The 18,821-nt window shown below is 66.1% G+C and carries 16 protein-coding genes and 1 pseudogene; 9 read left to right on the top strand and 8 right to left on the bottom strand.

The genetic code is table 11. From position 1 onward, the window contains the following. Window positions 1–86: 86 nt before the first annotated feature. The 4 genes and pseudogenes from DBV14_RS07280 to DBV14_RS07265 all read left to right on the top strand — a co-directional run. Window positions 87–293: pseudogene (locus DBV14_RS07280) on the top strand (hypothetical protein); the annotation flags it as partial. A gap of 260 nt (window positions 294–553) precedes the next feature. Beyond that, window positions 554–889 carry a hypothetical protein gene (locus DBV14_RS07275; protein ID WP_124458529.1) on the top strand — a complete coding sequence of 112 codons (336 nt, stop codon included), beginning with the start codon at window positions 554–556 and terminating at the stop codon, window positions 887–889. Window positions 890–938: 49 nt separating this feature from the next. Continuing rightward, on the top strand, window positions 939–1,376 hold the full coding sequence (locus DBV14_RS07270) for an Hsp20/alpha crystallin family protein (protein WP_124458528.1): 438 nt from the start codon (window positions 939–941) through the stop codon (window positions 1,374–1,376). A gap of 63 nt (window positions 1,377–1,439) precedes the next feature. Beyond that, window positions 1,440–1,802: an Hsp20/alpha crystallin family protein gene (locus DBV14_RS07265; RefSeq protein WP_070059545.1), complete on the top strand. Its 363-nt coding sequence runs from the start codon at window positions 1,440–1,442 to the stop codon at window positions 1,800–1,802. Window positions 1,803–2,650: 848 nt separating this feature from the next. On the opposite strand, the gene DBV14_RS07260 is transcribed toward DBV14_RS07265, so the two are convergent. Then, the gene (locus tag DBV14_RS07260) at window positions 2,651–6,184 is read right to left on the bottom strand and encodes an indolepyruvate ferredoxin oxidoreductase family protein (RefSeq protein ID WP_124458526.1); all 3,534 of its coding nucleotides are present in this window, start codon (window positions 6,182–6,184) and stop codon (window positions 2,651–2,653) included. 290 nt (window positions 6,185–6,474) lie between these two features. Between DBV14_RS07260 and DBV14_RS07255 the strand changes: the two genes are divergently transcribed. The 5 genes from DBV14_RS07255 to DBV14_RS07235 all read left to right on the top strand — a co-directional run bounded on the left by DBV14_RS07255 (window position 6,475) and on the right by DBV14_RS07235 (window position 10,377). Then, the gene (locus DBV14_RS07255) at window positions 6,475–7,362 is read left to right on the top strand and encodes a LysR family transcriptional regulator (protein WP_124458525.1); all 888 of its coding nucleotides are present in this window, start codon (window positions 6,475–6,477) and stop codon (window positions 7,360–7,362) included. Window positions 7,363–7,871: 509 nt separating this feature from the next. Continuing rightward, window positions 7,872–8,144, top strand: coding sequence for a hypothetical protein (locus DBV14_RS07250; protein WP_124458524.1), 273 nt, complete (start codon window positions 7,872–7,874; stop codon window positions 8,142–8,144). 163 nt (window positions 8,145–8,307) lie between these two features. Then, complete coding sequence (locus DBV14_RS07245; protein ID WP_124458523.1) at window positions 8,308–8,634, top strand: NIPSNAP family protein; 327 nt, start codon at window positions 8,308–8,310, stop codon at window positions 8,632–8,634. Between the two features lie 427 nt (window positions 8,635–9,061). Then, window positions 9,062–9,571 (top strand): DUF1993 family protein, encoded by a 510-nt coding sequence (locus DBV14_RS07240; protein WP_124458522.1) that lies wholly within the window; start codon window positions 9,062–9,064, stop codon window positions 9,569–9,571. A 320-nt stretch (window positions 9,572–9,891) separates the two neighbouring features. Further along, window positions 9,892–10,377, top strand: coding sequence for a hypothetical protein (locus tag DBV14_RS07235; RefSeq protein ID WP_124458521.1), 486 nt, complete (start codon window positions 9,892–9,894; stop codon window positions 10,375–10,377). A gap of 330 nt (window positions 10,378–10,707) precedes the next feature. Here DBV14_RS07235 and DBV14_RS07230 read toward each other — a convergent pair whose 3' ends face one another. From DBV14_RS07230 to DBV14_RS07200, 7 genes are read right to left on the bottom strand one after another with little or no spacing between them, the layout of a single operon-like run. Further along, a complete protein-coding gene (locus tag DBV14_RS07230) occupies window positions 10,708–11,598 on the bottom strand; it encodes an NAD(P)-dependent oxidoreductase (protein WP_124458520.1) in 891 nt (296 codons plus the stop codon). A 12-nt stretch (window positions 11,599–11,610) separates the two neighbouring features. Then, window positions 11,611–13,071 (bottom strand): aldehyde dehydrogenase family protein, encoded by a 1,461-nt coding sequence (locus DBV14_RS07225; protein WP_260396858.1) that lies wholly within the window; start codon window positions 13,069–13,071, stop codon window positions 11,611–11,613. A gap of 53 nt (window positions 13,072–13,124) precedes the next feature. After that, window positions 13,125–14,528 carry an amidase gene (locus tag DBV14_RS07220; protein WP_124458519.1) on the bottom strand — a complete coding sequence of 468 codons (1,404 nt, stop codon included), beginning with the start codon at window positions 14,526–14,528 and terminating at the stop codon, window positions 13,125–13,127. Between the two features lie 4 nt (window positions 14,529–14,532). Next, window positions 14,533–16,026 carry an ABC transporter substrate-binding protein gene (locus tag DBV14_RS07215; RefSeq protein ID WP_124458518.1) on the bottom strand — a complete coding sequence of 498 codons (1,494 nt, stop codon included), beginning with the start codon at window positions 16,024–16,026 and terminating at the stop codon, window positions 14,533–14,535. A gap of 44 nt (window positions 16,027–16,070) precedes the next feature. Further along, window positions 16,071–16,904, bottom strand: a complete 834-nt coding sequence (locus DBV14_RS07210) for an ATP-binding cassette domain-containing protein (RefSeq protein WP_124458517.1) — start codon at window positions 16,902–16,904, stop codon at window positions 16,071–16,073. Next, window positions 16,901–17,896 carry an ABC transporter ATP-binding protein gene (locus DBV14_RS07205; RefSeq protein ID WP_124458516.1) on the bottom strand — a complete coding sequence of 332 codons (996 nt, stop codon included), beginning with the start codon at window positions 17,894–17,896 and terminating at the stop codon, window positions 16,901–16,903. Before DBV14_RS07205 ends, DBV14_RS07210 begins: the two co-directional genes overlap by 4 nt. A 5-nt stretch (window positions 17,897–17,901) precedes the next feature. After that, complete coding sequence (locus DBV14_RS07200; protein WP_124458515.1) at window positions 17,902–18,807, bottom strand: ABC transporter permease; 906 nt, start codon at window positions 18,805–18,807, stop codon at window positions 17,902–17,904. Between the last annotated feature and the right edge of the window lie 14 nt (window positions 18,808–18,821).

Below are 18,821 nucleotides of genomic sequence, written 5' to 3'. Positions count from 1 at the left end.
TCGCTGAGCGCACGCTGATGGCACATCGCCCTCGCGCGCACGCTGCCGACGAACTGCGCGGCCGGTTGCTGGGGCTGTGCCTAGCGCTGACCACCCAGGAGCTCCAAGTGTGCCTGCGGCTGCTCGGTATGACGCAGAAGGGCCTCGCCGCGGACATGGGGCTGGCGTTGCCCACGGTCAAGACCTGCCGCGACCGTGCATTCGGTCGGCTCGGCATCCACTTTCGCAGCGAGTTGTTCGCGCTGATGTTGCTCGAACGCGCTCTGCGGAATCGACGCGCCCAGGCGCGTTAGCGCGTCGGTCCGGCCATTGCGCTGGCGTTCAAGGATCAGAAGTTGTCTGACATGCCTGCGCCGGCGCGGCGCGGTAGATTTTTGTCCCCGCGGCACCACCGCGGACTTGCTGTAAACCTCAGCCCGGTCGCGTGCGGCCGGGCTTTTTTCGTGTCGGCCTGCGTTTCGCGCGGGTGTCGGAAAACGCCTCTTGAAAATCGATTTGGAGGCTCCTATGTTCGCTTGCGTCGGAAATTGGTCAACCGAAAAGGAGGTATTCAATGGCCATGAACTTGCTCAAGCAAATTGCCGGCTCTCGCTTGCCTGTCTCGTTCTATCGCACCGCGGACATCGATCAGGTGCGGGTGCTTCGGGCCGCCGGGCTCGTCGTTGCCCTGATCCCCGCGCCCTCGAACTCGCCCACGCTGTCTGGCTCCCCTTCGGCCGCCCAGGTGCTGGCCATCACGCAGAAGGGGCGCGAGGAGTTGGCGAAATTCTCGTACCCGCAGTCGCGCACCGCGCGCTGGCGACAGCGACCCTCCCGGATCTTTGCACGGCACCGCGCGGACAGCGATGGCGCTGCGCGGCCGACGGGCACGCACGGCCTGCCCCAGTGAGGGCAGCTCGATTCTGTTCAGGTTCAATTGATTTGACAGGAGGTTTCCCATGTACCGATCTTTCTTCCCGCGCGACATGCTGGCCGAAATGGATCGCCTGCAACGGGACATGCAGCAGGCGTTCGATCTGTCACCCACCATTCGCGGCTACGGCAGCAACGGATTTCCCGCGTTGAACGTGGGCGCCACGCCGCAGGCGCTGGAGATCTTCGCGTTCGCCCCCGGCGTCGACCCGGCCACGCTGGAGATCAACCTCGAGCGTGGTCTCATGACCATCGCGGGCGAGCGCAAGAGCCTGCTTCCCGATGCGCAGGCCAAGTCGGCCGTGCACATCAACGAGCGCTTCGAGGGGCCGTTTCGCCGTGTCCTCACGCTGCCGGACGATGCCGATCCGGAGGCCGTCGAGGCCCGGCTGCGCGACGGTGTACTGCGCATCACGGTCCGCCGCCGGGCCTCGGCACAGCCACGGCGCATCGCCGTCCAGTGAAACAAGGAGATGAACATCATGAGCAATGACGTACAGACCGCATCGCCCAGCGAGCCGGAGCCCATGGATCGTGGGCAGGCGCCACGCTATCAGGGCGCGGCCCTCACGCCACCTGTCGACGTGGTGGAAGACGCCGGGGGCATCACGCTCTACGCCGATCTGCCCGGTGTGTCGCGCGACAAGCTGAATCTTCATGTCGAGGCGGAGACCTTGACCATCGAGGCGGAGTCGGGCCTGAGCGTGCCGGATGACCTGAAGACCAGCCACACCGAGGTCGGCCTGGGTCGGTTTCGCCGCGTCTTCACGCTCAGCAAGGAACTGGACACCGAGAAGGTGTCCGCCGAGCTGGCGCAGGGCGTGTTGAAACTGCGTATCCCCAAGGCCGAGCACGCCAAGCCGCGGCGAATCAATGTTGAAGTCGGATGAACCGTAAGGCGAGGGCGCCCGAAGGCGCTCTCGAGTGGACGTCAACCCGCACAGCCGGCAAATCGTGCCGCGCCCGCGCCCGCCGGCGGGCGCGGGCGTTGCGTTCGGCTGCAGCCACGGGTGAGGGAACGAACGCCCGCTCTTGCGGCATGCAGACCGCTGAGCCTAGTCTGCATTCTTGTGCTCCTTTGTGGCCGGCCATCGCGCCAAGTCCACGCACGGGCCGCGCACGAAGCAGCGTCGGCCCGTAGGCGCAGCAGTCCCTGTGAGCGCTCTCCGGCCCTATCGTGATTGCCGGCCGCACCCTGACGTATCGGTGGCATGGTGGCACGAGTTCGCGGATGTGCTCCGAGAACAGTGCGGCGGGCGCAATGCCAAAGACTGATCCAGCGAAAGCAGTCGCGGTCTCTTCTCACTCGTCCGACGGCCAGTTGCGATGCCGCGCGTGCGATAAAGGGGCCCGCATTCCGCGTGGATCGGTCTTTCTAGCGCTGTCGCCGGGTAGTCGGTGTCGCGGCTCCTTCCACAGGACTCGTGAGAGTGCGATCGAGCTTAAAGCAGACGTCGGTCGCTTCGCAGGCGATGTCTGCAATCGCTGCAAAGCAGAAATGCGAGACGAAGGCCATTCGACAACGGGGTGTTCAACAGCGTCCTCCTCAAGTAAGGAGGCGCTATGACTGGTCGCCACTTCACGTTGTTGGCATGACTTGCAACGGCTGGTTGTCTTGGGCTTCATGGCGAGGTCGGGTTGACTGAACTCGTGGCCGCAGTCTTTGGCTCTATGCCGACCATGCCTGATGCCGGCGGGGCAACGGCGCGTTGCCGCCGCCTCCGCTTCGCGGCGCCGGTTACGAGACGACGCTGACCGGTCGCTCCGGCACCACCTCCAGCCTCTTTACCAGCGCCCCCCACCGCACCCGCGCCGACACCACGCTCTCTTCCTTCACATGCCCAAAGCCCCGAATCTGCTCGGGCAACCTTGCCAGCGACAGCGCGGTGTCAAAGTCGATGCTATCCAAGCGCACCAGCAGGTCTTCTACCATCGCGCGGTAGTCCTCGATCAGTTGCCGCTCCATGCGGCGCTCGGCGGTTCGCCCGAACGGGTCGAGCGCCGTACCGCGCAGGCCACGAAACTTCGCGAGCAGCCGGAACGCGCCCAGCATCCAAGGCCCGAAGCTCGTCTTCACCGCGCGGCCTTCCGCATCGCGTCGCCCCAGCACCGGCGGCGCGAGGTGAAAGCGCAGCACCGGCTTGCCCTCGAACTGCTCGGACAATTTCTCCATGAACCGCTTGTCGGTGTACAGCCGCGCGACCTCGTACTCGTCCTTGTAGGCCATGAGCTTGAACAGGCCTGACGCAACGGCCTTCGCGAGAACGCTGCTGCCGCGCTTGCGCTGTTCGGCATCACGCACGCGCTCCACCAACTCGGCATAGCGCTGTGCATACGCTGCGTTCTGGTACGCAGTCAGCAGTTCGACGCGGTGCGCCACCAGCGCCTCGAAACTCTGCGGCCGCTGCAACGCCACGACCTTCGACGGTGTGGCTTCACGCGTCACACTCGCAAGATCGAGCGCGGCCTTGCGCCCCCAGAGAAACGCCGCCTGGTTCGCTTTCACCGCCACGCCGTTGATCTCGATGGCCTTGTTCAACACCTCGGCCGACAGCGGCACAAACCCCTTCTGGAATGCAAAGCCCAACAGGAACAGGTTGGCCGCAATCGCATCGCCCATGAGGCGCGTGGCGAGCTGCGTGGCGTCGATGAAGTCGGCGCGGCCCTCGACCGATTCCTCGATCAGCGCGCGCACCTGCGCCGCCGGAAATTCCCAGTCGGGCTGTTGCGCAAAGTGCCCGGTCGGCTGCTCGAAGGTGTTGACCAGCGCATAGGTGCGCCCCGGCCGCATGCGCGCGATGGCGTCGGGCGCGCCGGCTGTGAGCATGTCGCAACCCAGGATCAGATCGGCCTCTCCTGTGGGAATGCGCTGCGCCTTCAGTTGTGCCGCGTCACGTGCAATGCGCACGTGCGAAGTGACGGAGCCGTTCTTCTGCGACATGCCCGTCATGTCGAGCACGCTGATGCCCTTGCCCTCGAGGTGCGCCGCCATGCCGATCAGCGCGCCGATGGTGATGACGCCCGTGCCGCCGATGCCGGTGATGAGAATGTTGTGCATGCCGTCGAGCGCAGGCTGCTTCGGTTCCGGCAATGGCGATTCTTCCGCCGCCGCCTTGGCCGCCACAGGCGCCTGCCTGCGCGGCTTCACGCCTTCCACGGTCACGAAGCTCGGGCAGAAGCCCTTGATGCACGACTCGTCGGCATTGCAGGCGCTCTGGTCCACGCTGCGCTTCAGGCCCAGTTCGGTGGGCTTCGGCAGCAACGCGGTGCAGTTCGACTGTTCGCCGCAATCGCCGCAGCCTTCGCACACGGCCTCGTTGATGAACACGCGCCGCGCGGCTTGTGGAAACTCGCCCTTCTTGCGCCGGCGGCGCTTCTCGGCCGCGCACACCTGGTCGTAGATGAGCACCGACACGCCGTCGAACTCGCGCAGCTCGCGCTGCACCGCGTCCATGTCGTCGCGGTGGTGCACGGTGAGCACGAAGCCTTCGCGGTCGGCGGGCAGCGCGCCGCGGTCGGCCCAGCGCGTCGGATCTTCGGCGACCAGCGCCAGGCGCTTCACGCCTTCGGCCGCCATCTGGTGTGCGATGCGCGGCACGGTGATGGGCCCGTCGACCGGCTGGCCTCCGGTCATCGCCACCGCGTCGTTGTAGAGGATCTTGTAGGTGATGCGCACGCCCGCCGCCACCGCCGCGCGAATCGCCATCGAGCCCGAGTGATAGTAGGTGCCGTCGCCCAGGTTGGCGAACACGTGCTTGCGCTTCGAAAACCAGGCCTGCCCCAGCCACGGCGCGCCTTCGCCGCCCATGTGCGTGGTGGTCTTGTTGTGCTCGGGGTAGATGGCGGTGGCCATCACGTGGCAGCCGATGCCCGCGAGCGCGAGGCTGCCTTCGGGCACCTTGGTCGAGGTGTTGTGCGGGCAGCCCGCGCAGTACCAGGCCGGGCGCGAGGGCGTGGCCACGGCCTTGCCGAGCACCACGTCTTTCGCGTCGAGGATGGCGAGCCGCATGCGGATGCGGTCGCTGGTGTGAAAGCGCGCCACGCGCCCCGCAATGACGCGCGCAATCTGCGCCACCGAAAAGTCCGCCGTGGCCGGCAACAGCCACTGGCCGCGTGGATGCGCGCCCCATTCGCCTTGCTCATCGAACTTGCCGATGACGCGCGGGCGCACGTTTTCTCGCCAGTTGTACAGGTGCTCCTTGAGCTGGTATTCGACGATCTGGCGCTTCTCTTCGACCACCAGAATTTCTTCGAGCCCATCTGCAAACTCGCGGATCGAATCGGGCTCCAGCGGCCACGGCATCGACACCTTGAACAGGCGGATGCCGATGCGCGCGGCCTCGTCCGCGTCGATGCCCAGTTCTTCCAGCGCCTCGAGCACGTCGCGGTACGACTTGCCCGACGCCACGATGCCCAGCCGCGCGTTGGGCGAATCGATGGTCACGCGGTTCAGCCGGTTGGCGCGCGCATAGGCGATGGCCGCGTAGATCTTGTAGTCCTGCATCAGCGCTTCCTGCTTGCGCGCCTGCACGCCGAGCGTGTCGGTCGACAGCCGCGCATGCACGCCGCCCGGTGGAAACACGAAACCCTCGGGCAGCCGCGTGTGCACGTCGAGCGCGCCGGCCGCGATGGAGCCCGAAGACTCCACCGTGTCCGCCAGCGCCTTGAAGCCGACCGGCAGCCCGGCAAAGCGCGACATCGCAAAGCCGTGCAGGCCCAGCTCGATGTATTCCTCCACGCTCTGCGGATAGAGCATGGGAATCATCGAGGCCGCGAACAGGTGGTCGCTCTGGTTGGGCAGGGTGGAAGAAGACGCGCCGTGGTCGTCGCCCGCCACCAGCAGGATGCCGCCGTGGGGCGATGTGCCCGCGTGGCTCATGTGCTTGAACACGTCGCCGCAACGGTCGACGCCGGGCGCCTTGCCGTACCACATGGCAAACACGCCATCGACCGCCGCCTCGCCGGTCAGGTGCACCTGCTGCGTGCCCCACACGGCGGTGGCGGCCAGCTCTTCGTTCACGCCGGGCAAGAACTTGACGGCGTTGGCTTCGAGCTGCGGCTGGGCTTTCCACAGTGCTTCGTCCAGGCCACCGAGCGGCGAGCCGCGGTAGCCCGAAACGAAGCCCGCGGTGTTCAGGCCGGCCGCGTCGTCGCGCCATTTCTGCACGAGCATGAGGCGCACCAGTGCCTGGATGCCGCTGAGGTAGATCCGGCCTTCGGTGGCCGTGTATTTGTCGTCCAGCGCAACGCTGGCCAGTTCGTGGGATGCCATGACTGAAAAAGACTCCGGGTAGGACTCGTGGAATGCGGGCGTGGCCCCGGTAGAGGGCCGGCTCGCGAAACGCCCCGCCGGGGTAGACGGCAGGGCAGCAACGATTCTTCCGCGTTGCGCACGGAAAGTGCTTCTTCGTTCGGGCGGGTTGTGGTGCTTTCCGGAAGATTTGTCTTTGGCAGTGGCGTTTCTCCGAAAGGAATTCGGTGGCCTTGCGAACCCCGCAAAACCCCGCAGGCCCGACAATGTCGGCCCGCGGGCCCGGTGCCCGTCCCCACAACGAGAACGCGATGAGACCCGACCTGGATTCGCTGGCGCTTTTTCTGCGCGCGATAGAGCACGGCAGCCTGTCGAAGGCCGCCGCCGAGAGCCACATGGTGCTGTCGGCCGCAAGCCGGCGCCTGGCGATTCTCGAAAGCCAGCTCGGCGTGGGCCTGCTGAACCGAAGCTCGCGCGGCGTAACGCCCACCGGTGCCGGCGAGTCGCTGGCCATGCATGCGCGCCAGATATTGCGCGACGTCGACCGCATGCGCGCCGACCTGTCGGACTACGCGCAGGGCGCCACCGGCCGCGTGCGGCTGCATGCCAACGCATCGGCCATGGGGCAGTTCTTGCCCGACGACGTGGCGAGCTTTCGGCAGCGCTACCCCGAGATTCGCGTGAGCGTGGAAGAGCACCGAAGCGTGTACATCGTGCAGGCCATTCGCGACCGCCAGGCCGATGTGGGCGTGATCACCAGCGAGGCCGCCGACCCGGCGCTGCACTTCATTCCTTACCGCACCGACAGGCTGGTGGCCATCGCGCCGCAGAAGCATCCGTTGCGCGGCCGCGAGGTGTCGTTCGAGGAAATGCTCGACTTCGATTTCGTGGGGCTCGAAGACGACTCGGCCATTTCGCGCACGATGGAAGACGCGGCGATGAGCGCGCGCAAGGTGCTGCGCCTGCGGGTGCGCGTGAAGAGCTTCGAGGCGGTGTGCCGGATGATCGAAGCGGGAATGGGCGTGGGCATCTTGCCCGAAGGGGCGGCGGCGACTTATCGCAAGGAGATGAAGTTGCGGTTCATCAACCTCACCGATGCATGGGCTTCACGGCGCATGTACTTGTGTACGCGGCAGGAGGCGTTGAGTTTTCCGCAGCGTCGGCTTGTGGATCATTTGCTGGCGCGGGGGATGGCTTAGCTCTGGTCGTTGCAGCGTCTGGATTTTTGCGCTGCTGTTGGGGGTCATTCAGGGCGACGCTCACGCCGACGGCGTGCTCCCCTCCGCGAATGTCCCCCGCTTCGCTCCTCCTTTATTTCGCTGCGGGGANNAGCACACCATCGACGTGAGCGCTATGCGCAGTCGCAGTCGCGGACCGACACGGCGCGCATGAGGCTCGTGCGCGGCGCATTGCGGAAGCTGCATTTGTTGGCGCTCGTCGAGATTTCGTGCCGCGCGAAACCGCCACTGCACTGCGCTCTTCCCTACAGTGGTTGCCCCTGCCAATCAAAACCCCAACAAGAGGACACGGAAGGCGCTGCACACGCAGAGCCATTGAATGTTTGAAAAGCTGCTTGCCTCGCGGCAGTTTGTCGGTGCGAAAGCAGCGATGCAAATGCGAGGTATCAAAAGGCGACGGCCGGGGTGGTATCAACACCCCAGCCGTCTAACCAAGTTCGTGCAACCACCTTGGAAGGAACCGCACAAAAATGGCTACCAAGACTATAGCCCGGCCACGCACGCCGGTATCCCCCGACGGAAACGCCGCCCAAGACCCGGCGAATCTCCTCGAAAACACACTCGCCCAACTCGAAGCCCTGCTGTGGGTCTGCCACGGGGAAGACATCGACTGGTGCAGCGGCGAAGGGCCTCGGCAACTGGACAACCTGCTTTGGCTTGCGGCGGAACTGGCGCGCAAGGCTGGGGAGTTGTTTCAGTTGAGTGAGAAGGCGCGGCGTGGAGCGCCTGAGGCCGGCAGCTAGTGGCTGGTCTGCGGGCTGCGTGTTTCGCGGCCCGCTCTGTTGAACGGGTTCTTTTGGGTGCGACAGCTGAGGCCTTCGCGACGGACCTCTGGCAGCACAATGTGAGCCTGGCGGTTACGCCACCACCCCGTCAACTCGAAACTTTTTTTCAGGACTGATGTCGATGATCTACGAACTGCGCGTCTATACCGCAATGCCTGGCCGGCTACCCGATGTTCTGGCCAGGTTTCGCGATCACACCGTGGGCATCTGGAACCGGATGGGAATTCGTCAACTCGGATATTGGACGACTGCAATCGGACCTGACAGCAACGCGCTGACCTACATGCTTGTCTGGGAAAGCCTGGCCGATCGAGAGGTCAAGTGGGGCAAGTTTGTCGTCGATCCCGAATGGGTCGAGGTCAGAAAGGCGAGCGAGGCAGCCGGACCGATTGTTGCGAACATGGACAGCTCGTTCCTGGCGCCAACCTCTTTCTCGCCCGCGAAATAGTCTCTTTCGCGGCTTGGCCTGCACCCACCCATCGCGCAGAGTGTTGAATCCGAAGGTGTGGTCGCCGCCGATCCAGTAGCCTCGCCCGTCTTGGTCGTGCTGAGAGAGACAGCCAGTCAACGACCGCTTACCGGGACACCGGTCTCCGAGGGATCGGAGCGCGATCAGCGACTTGCAGCCTGAAGCAGGCGGATACGGAGGACGGCTACGCAGCGATCGCGGTCTGTCGCGCGTCTGCAATTGACGTCCGCTTCTTGCCAGTGAACTGCCCTTCAACGCGGCTGTTCCGACTACCAGCGGGAAGGAAAAGCTGGCCACAAAAGCCGGGGCGATTCGGTTCACCCTGTGCTGTTAGCCTTACATGGTCGGCAGGGTCTCTGCCACGCCAACTCCGGCCATCGCGCCCAATTTTAGAAGTGAACTCACTATGACCAGCCCGCTGTACAACGCCTCCGTTCCCGTCATGCAGCAGATGCTGCGCGCCCTGTCCGACGTGCTCAAGAAGGCCGAAGACCACGCGACGCAAAAAGATATCGATCCAAATTCGCTGCTGCAGGCGCAGCTGTTCCCTGACATGTTTCCGCTGGTACGTCAGGTACAGATCGCCGCAGACTTCTCCAAGGGCATTGCATCCCGCCTGGCTGGTGCCGAGGTGCCGTCCTGGCCCGACACGGAGGTCAGCTTCGCCGACCTGCAAGCGTTGATCGCCAAAGCTTTGGCCCATATCGGCTCCTTCAAGTCCGAGCAATTTGATTCAAGCGAGAGCCGCGAGATCGTATTGCGCCCCGGCACCCCCAAGGAAAAGAAGCTGACCGCAGGCGCATATCTTCTGCACTATGGACTGCCGCAGTTTTTCTTCCACGTGACCACGACCTATGCCATCTTGCGCCACAACGGTGTTGAGATCGGTAAGCGCGACTACATGGGTGCCTACTAACCCAAGACGGAGGGGAGTTCAGCCACTCTGGCCACTGCCGCTCGATAGCAACCAGAGCCTCCGTCGCTGCGCGACTTCAGCTAACTGCGGATGGAGGCTTTGGCGCCTGGTCAACGCTGACCAAATGTCTGCTGCGTTAGTCTGTGAATTACACAGTCGACCCGTTGCGAGCGTTCGACGTTGGTCTGCTGATGGCGGCGATGCAGCGTAGTGCCGACATCCCCCGGGCTCGCGCGAATGGGTACTATCGGCCACCACCAGCCAGTCACCAACTTCGGCTTGCGCGCAGGCCAGCGACTGCTCGGCCACCACTCAAACCCATGCAACGCAAAGACAGCATTCCACGAGAGGCATTGACCCAGGTATTGGGCGCGGTTTACCAAGGCTCACCCGTGGTGATGGAGGCCTATGCCGTGCCCGGCTGCGAACTGATGCAATTCGACGACCAGCCGGCGCTCGAGCAGTTCATCGCCTCCGAACTGGCAGCCGGCCGCCCCACAGCCAATCTGGCGCTGCACTATCCCGAGACGGGCGGCCTTGCAGTGCAGGAACGCATCGATCTGAACAATCCCGCCGCCAATGGCGCTACCTGGCGCTACACCCTCGGCGGATGGGGCCTCATACAACTGCAACTCGAATTCCGCCAGCCCGGCTTGGTCGGCTGCCGCATCGCGGTTAACAGCGCTGAACGCGCGCGTGCCTGGGCCAAAACCTACCCCCGCTTGGGCGAACCCGACCTGTGGGATTGGCCGGCGATTGAGAAGCACGCACGACGGCTGATCCGAGTGCTGCGCAAGTACGCATGATTAGCTGGGGCGACGGGTGAAAGACAGCTTTGTGCCGCTGAGGTCGAGCGGTTGAAGGACTGCAACGAGCCCTGTGCCGCCACAAGCCCAGCCGTCACGGATGTCTGCTTTGCCGTCCGAAGGGGGCGTTGAATGCAGTCATGCCAATGCCGACCGTCGCTCGCGAATCCGCCCCAGCGGTCGAACCGTCAACGCCACAGCCGCGCTCATCGTGCGCAGGGCATCGGGTGCTCCCCGCAGCGAAATAAAGGAGGAGCGAAGCGGGGGACATTCGCGGAGGGNNGTGCACGCGCCCCGAACAACAGCGGCGCACAGAACCCAACAAGAAAATCAGCGCAGCGCTTCGACCAGATCGAGAACCATCCGGTCGCCACCGAACTTCTCGACCCCATGCGTCAGCAGCGCATCGACAGCCTGCGCAATGCCATGGCTCGACGACGATTGCTCCGCCATGTCGTTGTAGTACCCCAGGTCCTTCTTGGCATTCGCCATCGAGAACTTCAGCGAATCGGTGCTGCCCGTCAGCAGCTTCGGCTTGACGCGTTCCAGCGCCACGCCGTTGCCGCCACCCTTGGCGAGCACATCGACGAACACCTCTGGCTTCACGCCGGCGCGCTCCGCACATGCGGCGGCCTCGCACAGCAACGCGACAGTACCCAGCGACACGAAGTTGTGCAGCAGCTTCATCGCATGGCCCGCACCGATGCCGCCCACGTGCGTGACGTTCTCGGCAAAGCAACGCAGCAGCGGCAGGCACGACGCCAGCACTTCCGCGTCACCACCCACGAGCAGGTTCAACCGGCCTTCTGCAGCTTCCTTGGCCGTACGTGTCATCGGCGCATCGAGAAACTTGCCGCCCTTGGCGCTCACCGCTTCGGCCACCTTGGCGGTCGATGCGGGCACGGCCGTTGAGCAGTCGATCACCACCGTGCCGGGGCGCAGCGCGCTCAACGCACCCTTGTCGCCCAGCATCACCGCTTCGACCTGGGGCGTGCCGGTCACGCAAAGAATCAGCACATCGACCTGCGCGGCCAGCGCGGCCACGTCGGCCACCGACGTGGCACCGGCCTTCAGCAGCGCGTCGAGCGGCTGGTTGCCCGCGTGCTCCAGCACGGTCAGGTGATGGCCGTGCTTGACGATGTTACTGGCGATGCCGTGGCCCATCAGGCCGACGCCGACGAGGCCGACTTTGCGCGGCGCTTGTTGTTCAGTGGTTGTCATGTGTGGTCTTCTTCATCCGTGCTTGATTGCGATGGTCTTCAGGGTGGTGAATCCGAGCAGGGCCTCGAAGCCCTTCTCGCGGCCGAAGCCGCTGGATTTCACGCCGCCGAACGGCAGTTCTACACCACCCGCCGCACCGTAATTGTTGATGAAGACCTGGCCGCAGTGCAGTTTGTGGGCCATTCGCAGTTGCCGGGCGCCGTCGCGGGTCCACACGCCGGCCACCAGGCCGAAGTCGGTGCCGTTGGCCAGGCGCACGGCCTCGGCTTCGTCGGCGAAGGGCATCACGGCCAGCACCGGCCCGAAAACCTCGCGCTGCGCCAGCTCGCTGTCGTGCGGCACGTCGCGGAACAGCACGGCTTCCTGGTAGTAGCCGCTGGTCGATGCGCTGGACGACACCGTGCCGCGAGCCGCCACCTTCAGGCCGCGCGCTTCGGCGGCTGTGACCATGTCGCGCACCTGGCGGAACTGCTTTTCGTTGATCAGCGGGCCCATGTCGAGGTCGTCGGCGGGCGGGCCGGCGCGCACGGCCGAAAAACGCTTGGCCAGGCGCTGCACCACTTCTTCATACACCGACTGCTCGACCAGCACGCGGCTGCCGGCCGAACAGGTCTGGCCGGCGTTCTGGATGATGGCGTTCAGCAGCACGGGTTCGGCCGCGTCGAGGTCGGCGTCGGCGAACACGATCTGCGGCGACTTGCCGCCCAGCTCCAGCGTCACCGGGCAGTGGCGCTCGGCCGCGGCCACGCCGACGCTGCGGCCGGTCATGGTCGAGCCGGTGAAAGAGATGTGGTCGATGCCCTTGTGCGCGCACAGCGCGGCGCCGGCTTCCTTGCCGTAGCCCGTGACCACGTTCAGCGCGCCGGCCGGAAAGCCCACCTCGGTCGCGATTTCGGCGAGGCGCAGCAGCGACAAGCTGGCGTCTTCCGCCGGCTTGACCACGCAGGCGTTGCCCGCCGCGAGCGAGGCGCCGACGCTGCGGCCCGCGATCTGCATCGGGTAGTTCCACGGAATGATGTGGCCCGTGACGCCGTGCGGCATGCGCACGGTAAGCACGGTGTAGCCGCGCTCGTAGGGCAGGGTGTCGCCGTGCAGCTTGTCGCAGGCGCCGGCGTAGTACTCCATGTAGCGGGCCAGCGCGGTGGCGTCGTTGCGTGCCACGCGCAGCGCCTTGCCGGTGTCGCGGGCTTCGAGCTGCGCCAGTTCTTCGTGGTGCTGCATCACGGCGGCGCCCAGCTTGGCGAGCAGGCGTCCGCGTTCCAGTGCCGTGATCGCGCCCCAGGGGCCGTCGAAGTTCTCGCCCATGGCCTGGCGCGCGGCGCGCACGGCGGTGTCGATGTCGGCGGCGGTGCCGCGCGCGATCTCGCCGAACTTACGGCCATCGCTCGGGTCGATCACATCGATGGTGGCGTTGCCTTCGGACGGCACGCGGCGTCCGTCGATGTAGTGGGTGGCTGCGTTGTCGTTGCTCATTGAGTCTGTCTCCTTGCGCGCGGCGCCGTATCGTTGCGCCGCGATGTCATTCGTCATCGGGGTTCGGGCCAGGCGCGCTGTGCGTCGCGGATCTGCTCGAAGGCGCGGCTGAACTGCAGCACGCCCAGGTCGTCGAAGCGGCGGCCGGCAATCTGCAGGCCGATGGGCAGGCCTTCGGCCGAGTAGCCGCAGTTGATCGATGCCGCAGGCTGCTCCGACATGTTGTAGGGCACGGTAAAGCCGATGTGCTCCAGCGGCAGCATCGGGTCGTTGGTGGGCGAGGCATGGTCCGCGGGCGCGGGCATGTTCGGCGACACCGGCGAGATCACGAAGTCGTAGGCCTTGGTGGCCGCCACCGTGGCCGCGCGCGTGGCGATGAACTGGCTGTAGGCGTCGAAGATGTGCGCGCCCGCAAAACCGGCCGCGCTCTCGGCCCACTCGCGGATGTACGGCAGGATCTTCGCGCGTTTCTCGGCCGGCATGGCCTGGATGTCGATGCACGAGCGCATGCGCCAGAAGTGGTCCATGCCCTGCAGCATCTTCGGCGTCATGAAGGCCGGAATTTCTTCGATGCGCGCGCCGGCGGCCTCGATGCGCCTGGCGGCGCGGCGAATGGCTTCGGCGATCTGCGGATCGAGCGGCAGGCCGCAGCCTGCGTCCATGTGCAGCGCCACGCGCTTGCCCTTCAGGAACGACGGATCGACCTCGAAGGCGTTCCAGTCGATGGTGGGTGCGGGCAGCTCCGAATAGTCGCGGTCGTCAGGCTGCGCGACCGACGCCATCATCAGCGCCGAGTCGGCCACGGTGCGCGTCATCGGGCCGGCGCAGCGGCCCATGTAGGGCGTGCTCAGTGGAATGCGGCCAAAGCTGGGCTTGAGCGTGTAGATGCCGCACCAGCTGGCCGGCAGGCGCAGCGAGCCGCCGATGTCGGTGCCCACGTGCAGCGGGCCGTAGCCTGCTGCGGCGGCCGCACCGGCGCCCGCGCTGGAGCCGCCCGGCGTGCGCGACAGGTCCCAGGGGTTGCGCGAGAGTTCATGAAAACTCGACAGGCCCGACGACAGCATGCCCAGGTCGGGCATGGTGGTCTTGGCCACCAGCACGGTGCCGTCTTCCTTCAGGCGCGCGGCGGGCGGCGAGTCTTGCGCCATCGGCACCAGGTCGTAGGCGGCAGTGCCCAGCGGCATCGGGTCGCCTTCGGTCGCCAGGTTGTCCTTGATGGTTACGGGCACGCCGTCGAGCGCGCCGCGCGGCTTGCCGGCCAGCCAGCGCGCTTCGGAGGCGCGTGCCTGTTCCAGCGCGAGCTCGGGGCGGAACAACCAGGTGGCGTGCAGTTCGGGCTCGTACGTCGCGATGCGTTCGTTCACCGAGCGCGCCACCTCGACCGGCGAAAGTTCCTTGGCCGCGTAAGCCGCGTGCAGCTCCTGCACGCTCAGCGAGTAAAGGGGCTTCGTCGTCATCGCATCAACCCCACGAGATCGCGGCCAGGTCGTTCACCACGATCGGCATGCTGGCCCACAGGCCCTTCACTTCCTTGCGCGCGATGGTCGGGAACACCGCCTGGTACAGGAAGCCGTTCACCGCGTCGGTCGCGATCTGCCGTTGCGCTTCGGCCAGCAGGTCGGCGCGGCGCTTCTTGTTTTCTTCGTTCTGGATGGTGACGAACAGGTCGCGGAATTTCTTCGAGTCGTAGCCCCAGTAGTAGTCGGGCTCGGTGTACTTCACCAGGTCGAAGGGCTCCACGTGCGCCACCATGGTCAGGTCGAAATCGTGCGCGCCGCCGAAGGTGCCGCTGAGCCATTGCGCCCACTCGACGTTCTGGATCTTCACGTTGATGCCGATCTGCGCCAGCTGCGCGGCGATCATTTCGCCGCCCTGGCGTGCGTACGAAGGCGGGGGCAGTTGCAGGCGCAGCTCGAGCGGCGTCTTCACACCGGCTTCGGCCAGCAGCTTCTTCGCCTTCTCGATGTCGAAGGGGTTCACGGCCGTGGTGTCGATGAAGCCCGGCGCGCCCATGGCGTAGTGGCTGCCGATGGGCTTGCCGAAGCCATCGGCCGCGCCCTGGATGATCGCGTTGCGGTCGATGGCCGCCAGGATGGCGCGGCGCACGCGCACGTCGTCCAGCGGCTTCTTGCGGTTGTTGATCGTCAGGATCACCTTGCCGCGCGTGCCGACCTCGATCACCTGGAAGCGCGGGTTGCCCTTGAACTGCGCCACCGAGCGCGTGCCCGCGCGCGGGAAGATGTCGATGTCGTTCGCCATCAGCGAGGCGGTCTGCGCGGCCGTGTCCGACATGAAGCGGAACACGAAGCGCTGCGTCTTCGCGAAGTTCGGGTCGCGGTAGGTCGGCGACTTGACCAGCGTGCACGAGGCGCCGCGCTGCCAGGCGCTGAGCTTGTACGGGCCCGTGCCCACAGGCGCGGTGGCGTTGGTGTCGGCGCTCTTGGGCTCGACCAGGCAGGCGGTCGACTGGCCCAGCATGAAAGGCAGGTCGGGGTTGGGCAGCGTGCTGTTGACGCCCACCGTGTATTCGTCGAGCACCACGGTGCCGATCTCGCTGAAGAAGCGCTTGTCCTTGTTGGTGCTCTTGGCGCCGCCTGCGCGGTCGAACGAGAACTTCACCACGGCCGCGTTGAAGGGCTGTCCGTTCTCGAAGCGCACGCCCTTGCGCAGCTTGAAGACGAAGGTCTTCATGTCGGGCGACGACGACCAGCTCTCGGCCAGCATCGGCGTGACCGAGCCGTCGGCATTGACCTTGGTGAGCGTCTCGAAGATGTTGTATTGCGTGATTTCCGCAATGGCCGACGCGGCGCCCGTGGTCGGGTCCATGCCCGGCGGTTCGAGCGGCATGCCGATCGTCAGCGTGTTCTTGCCGGCCTGTGCGCGGGCCTGCGGCAGGAAAACTCCCGGGATGGCCGCGGCCATGGCGGAAGTCATGACGGTGCGTCGCTTCAACATTCGATAGCTCCTGGAAAGTAAGGGGGAAAGACAGCCGCCGCGCCTCAGCGCGACGGTGTGTGCAGCACGGCCGACAACAGCGTGCGCGTGTAGGGGTGCTGGGCGTGCGCGAACAGGTCGGCGGGCTTGCCGCGCTCCACAATGCGGCCCTTGAAGACCACGCAGACTTCGTCGCACAGGTGGTTGACCACCGCCAGGTCGTGGCTGATGAGCAGGTAGCTGATGCCGAACTGCTGCTGCAGGTCCTGCATGAGGTTGAGCACCTGGGCCTGCACCGACACGTCGAGCGCGCTGACCGGTTCGTCGGCCACGATCAGCTTGGGCCGCGTGATCAGGGCGCGCGCAATGGCGATGCGCTGGCGCTGCCCGCCCGAAAATTCGTGCGGGTACTTGTCCATGTCGGTGGTGCGCAGGCCCACGGCGGCGAGCGTCTCGGCGGCGCGCTCGCGTTGAACCGCGCGGCTGGTTTCCGCCAGCGCCTCGAGCGGTTCGGCAACGATGCGGGCCACGGTCTGGCGCGGATCGAGCGAGCCGTACGGGTCCTGGAATACCATCTGGAAGTCGCGCCGCGCGGTGCGCAGCTCGGCCTTCGACAGCGAATGCAGGTTGCGGCCTTCGAGCGAGACGGTGCCCGAGGTCGGCGTGTCGAGCGCCATCACCAGGCGCGCGATGGTCGACTTGCCGGAGCCCGATTCGCCGACGATGCCGACGCTCTTGCCCGCCTGCACGTCGAAGCTCACGCCGTTGAGCGCCTTCACGGTCGGCGGCGGGCCGAAGAGCTTTTCGCGCGGCAGCGCGTAGTGACGATACAGGTTGTTCACGGACAGCAACGGCTGGCCGGGTGGGGTGGCGATGGTGGTGTGCGCGGGCTGGCTCATGCGATGGCCGCCTTGGCGTTCAGCGATGCAATTTCGGCGAGCCGCAGGCAGCGCACGGCGTGACCGTTCGGCAGCAGGGTGGCCGGCGGGCGCGTGCTCTGGCACAGGTCGATGGTGTGGGCGCAGCGGCCCGCGAAGCCGCAGCCGCGCGGCAGGTCGACCAGCTCGGGCACGCTGCCGCGAATCGTCGGCAGCCGGCCGGCGCGCTGCGCGCCGATGGCGGGGCGGGCCGCGAAAAGGCCGCGCGTGTAGGGGTGCGCGCGGCCGGCGAATACCACGTCGGTCGGGCCGCTCTCGACGGCGCTGCCGCCGTACATCACGAGCATGCGCTTCACGCTGTTGGCGATCACGCCGAGGTCGTGCGAGATCAGGATCATCGCCATGCCCATCTCTTTCACCAGGCCCTGGATGAGGTCGAGCACCTGTTTCTGGATGGTCACGTCGAGCGCGGTGGTCGGCTCGTCGGCAATCAGCAGGTCGGGGCCGCAGGCAAGCGCCATCGCAATGCCGATGCGCTGGCGCTGCCCGCCCGAGAACTGGTGCGGGTAGGCATCGAGCCGCGAGGCCGCATCGGGAATACCGACGCGGTCGAGCAGGCCCAGCGCCTCCTTGCGGGCCTGCGCCTTGGTCAGGCCACGGTGCAGCTGCAGCGGCTCGCCGACCTGGCGCGCGATGGTGTGCACAGGGTTCAGCGCCGTCATCGGCTCCTGGAAAATCATGCCGATGCGGTTGCCGCGGATCTGGCACATCTGCTTTTCAGGCAGGCCGACCAGTTCCTGGCCGTCGAGCTTGATGCTGCCAGTCACGTTCGCGGTGGAGGGCAGCAGGCCCATCAGCGACATCACGGTGATCGACTTGCCGCAGCCCGATTCGCCGACGATGCCCAGCGTTTCGCCGCGCTCCAGCGAAAACGAAATGCCGCGCACGGCCTGTGCCGGGCCGCGCTGCGTCTGCAGGCCGATCTGGAGGTTGTTGACTTCGAGGAGTGGCATGGCTTTCAGCGGGCTCTCGCCAGTCGTGGATCGAGCAGGTCGCGCAGGCCGTCGCCCAGCAGGTTCAGGCCGAGCACGGCCAACGCGATGGCCATGCCGGGGAACACCGCCAGCAACGGCTGCTGGAACATGAGGGTCTGCGCCTCGCTGAGCATGCGGCCCCACGAAGGCTGAGGTGGTTGCGTGCCCAGGCCGAGGTACGAGAGGGCGGCTTCAGCCAGGATGGCGATGGCGAAGCGAATGGTGATCTGCACGATCAGCACGGCCGAGATATTCGGCAGCACGTGCTGCATGGTGATCGCGAACGGGCCCTTGCCACAGGCACGCGCGGCAGCCACGTATTCGCGCGACCAGATGGCGTTGGCCGAGGCGCGCGTGATGCGTGCGAAGGTCGGGATGTTGTAGATGCCGATGGCCACGATGGCGTTCACGATGCCCGCACCGAACACGGCCGTCATCATGATGGCCGAGAGAATTGCGGGGAAGGCCAGCGTGAAGTCCGACAGGCGCATGACCGCTTCTTCGACCCAGCCGCGTCTTGCCGCGGCCAGCAGGCCCAGCGCCGTGCCGACCACCAGGCCGATGCCCACTGCAATCACGCCCACGAGGATGGAGGCGCGCGCGCCGACCAGCAGCAGCGAAGCCACGTCGCGTCCGAACGCATCGGTGCCCAGCCAGTGCGAGGCCGAGGGCGCCTGCATCTTGTTGGCCATGTCCATCGCATAGGGCGACCACGGCGTCCACACGAAGGACACCAGCGCCGCGAGCAGCAGGAGGGCGGCGAGCACGCCGCCGATGACGAAGCTGCGGTGCTGCGAGGCACGGCGCCAGAAGCCCGGCACCTTGAGCGCGGCGGCGCCCGGCGCCGGAAGGGTGCTGCTACTGCTGCTGCTGCTGCTGACGCTGCTCATATGTCGCTGGCCTT

This window comes from Variovorax sp. KBW07 (genome assembly GCF_003852515.1).
Classification (GTDB): Bacteria; Pseudomonadota; Gammaproteobacteria; order Burkholderiales; family Burkholderiaceae_C; genus Variovorax.
This window is presented reverse-complemented; position numbering and strand designations above follow the sequence as displayed.

Bases quoted from the DNA above. Each gene is read 5' to 3' on its own strand.
- DBV14_RS07275 (WP_124458529.1), top strand. From the start codon at position 554: ATGGCCATGAACTTGCTCAAGCAAATTGCCGGCTCTCGCTTGCCTGTC.
- DBV14_RS07270 (WP_124458528.1), top strand. From the start codon at position 939: ATGTACCGATCTTTCTTCCCGCGCGACATGCTGGCCGAAATGGATCGC.
- DBV14_RS07265 (WP_070059545.1), top strand. From the start codon at position 1,440: ATGGATCGTGGGCAGGCGCCACGCTATCAGGGCGCGGCCCTCACGCCA.
- DBV14_RS07260 (WP_124458526.1), bottom strand. From the start codon at position 6,184: ATGGCATCCCACGAACTGGCCAGCGTTGCGCTGGACGACAAATACACG.
- DBV14_RS07255 (WP_124458525.1), top strand. From the start codon at position 6,475: ATGAGACCCGACCTGGATTCGCTGGCGCTTTTTCTGCGCGCGATAGAG.
- DBV14_RS07250 (WP_124458524.1), top strand. From the start codon at position 7,872: ATGGCTACCAAGACTATAGCCCGGCCACGCACGCCGGTATCCCCCGAC.
- DBV14_RS07245 (WP_124458523.1), top strand. From the start codon at position 8,308: ATGATCTACGAACTGCGCGTCTATACCGCAATGCCTGGCCGGCTACCC.
- DBV14_RS07240 (WP_124458522.1), top strand. From the start codon at position 9,062: ATGACCAGCCCGCTGTACAACGCCTCCGTTCCCGTCATGCAGCAGATG.
- DBV14_RS07235 (WP_124458521.1), top strand. From the start codon at position 9,892: ATGCAACGCAAAGACAGCATTCCACGAGAGGCATTGACCCAGGTATTG.
- DBV14_RS07230 (WP_124458520.1), bottom strand. From the start codon at position 11,598: ATGACAACCACTGAACAACAAGCGCCGCGCAAAGTCGGCCTCGTCGGC.
- DBV14_RS07225 (WP_260396858.1), bottom strand. From the start codon at position 13,071: ATGAGCAACGACAACGCAGCCACCCACTACATCGACGGACGCCGCGTG.
- DBV14_RS07220 (WP_124458519.1), bottom strand. From the start codon at position 14,528: ATGACGACGAAGCCCCTTTACTCGCTGAGCGTGCAGGAGCTGCACGCG.
- DBV14_RS07215 (WP_124458518.1), bottom strand. From the start codon at position 16,026: ATGTTGAAGCGACGCACCGTCATGACTTCCGCCATGGCCGCGGCCATC.
- DBV14_RS07210 (WP_124458517.1), bottom strand. From the start codon at position 16,904: ATGAGCCAGCCCGCGCACACCACCATCGCCACCCCACCCGGCCAGCCG.
- DBV14_RS07205 (WP_124458516.1), bottom strand. From the start codon at position 17,896: ATGCCACTCCTCGAAGTCAACAACCTCCAGATCGGCCTGCAGACGCAG.
- DBV14_RS07200 (WP_124458515.1), bottom strand. From the start codon at position 18,807: ATGAGCAGCGTCAGCAGCAGCAGCAGCAGTAGCAGCACCCTTCCGGCG.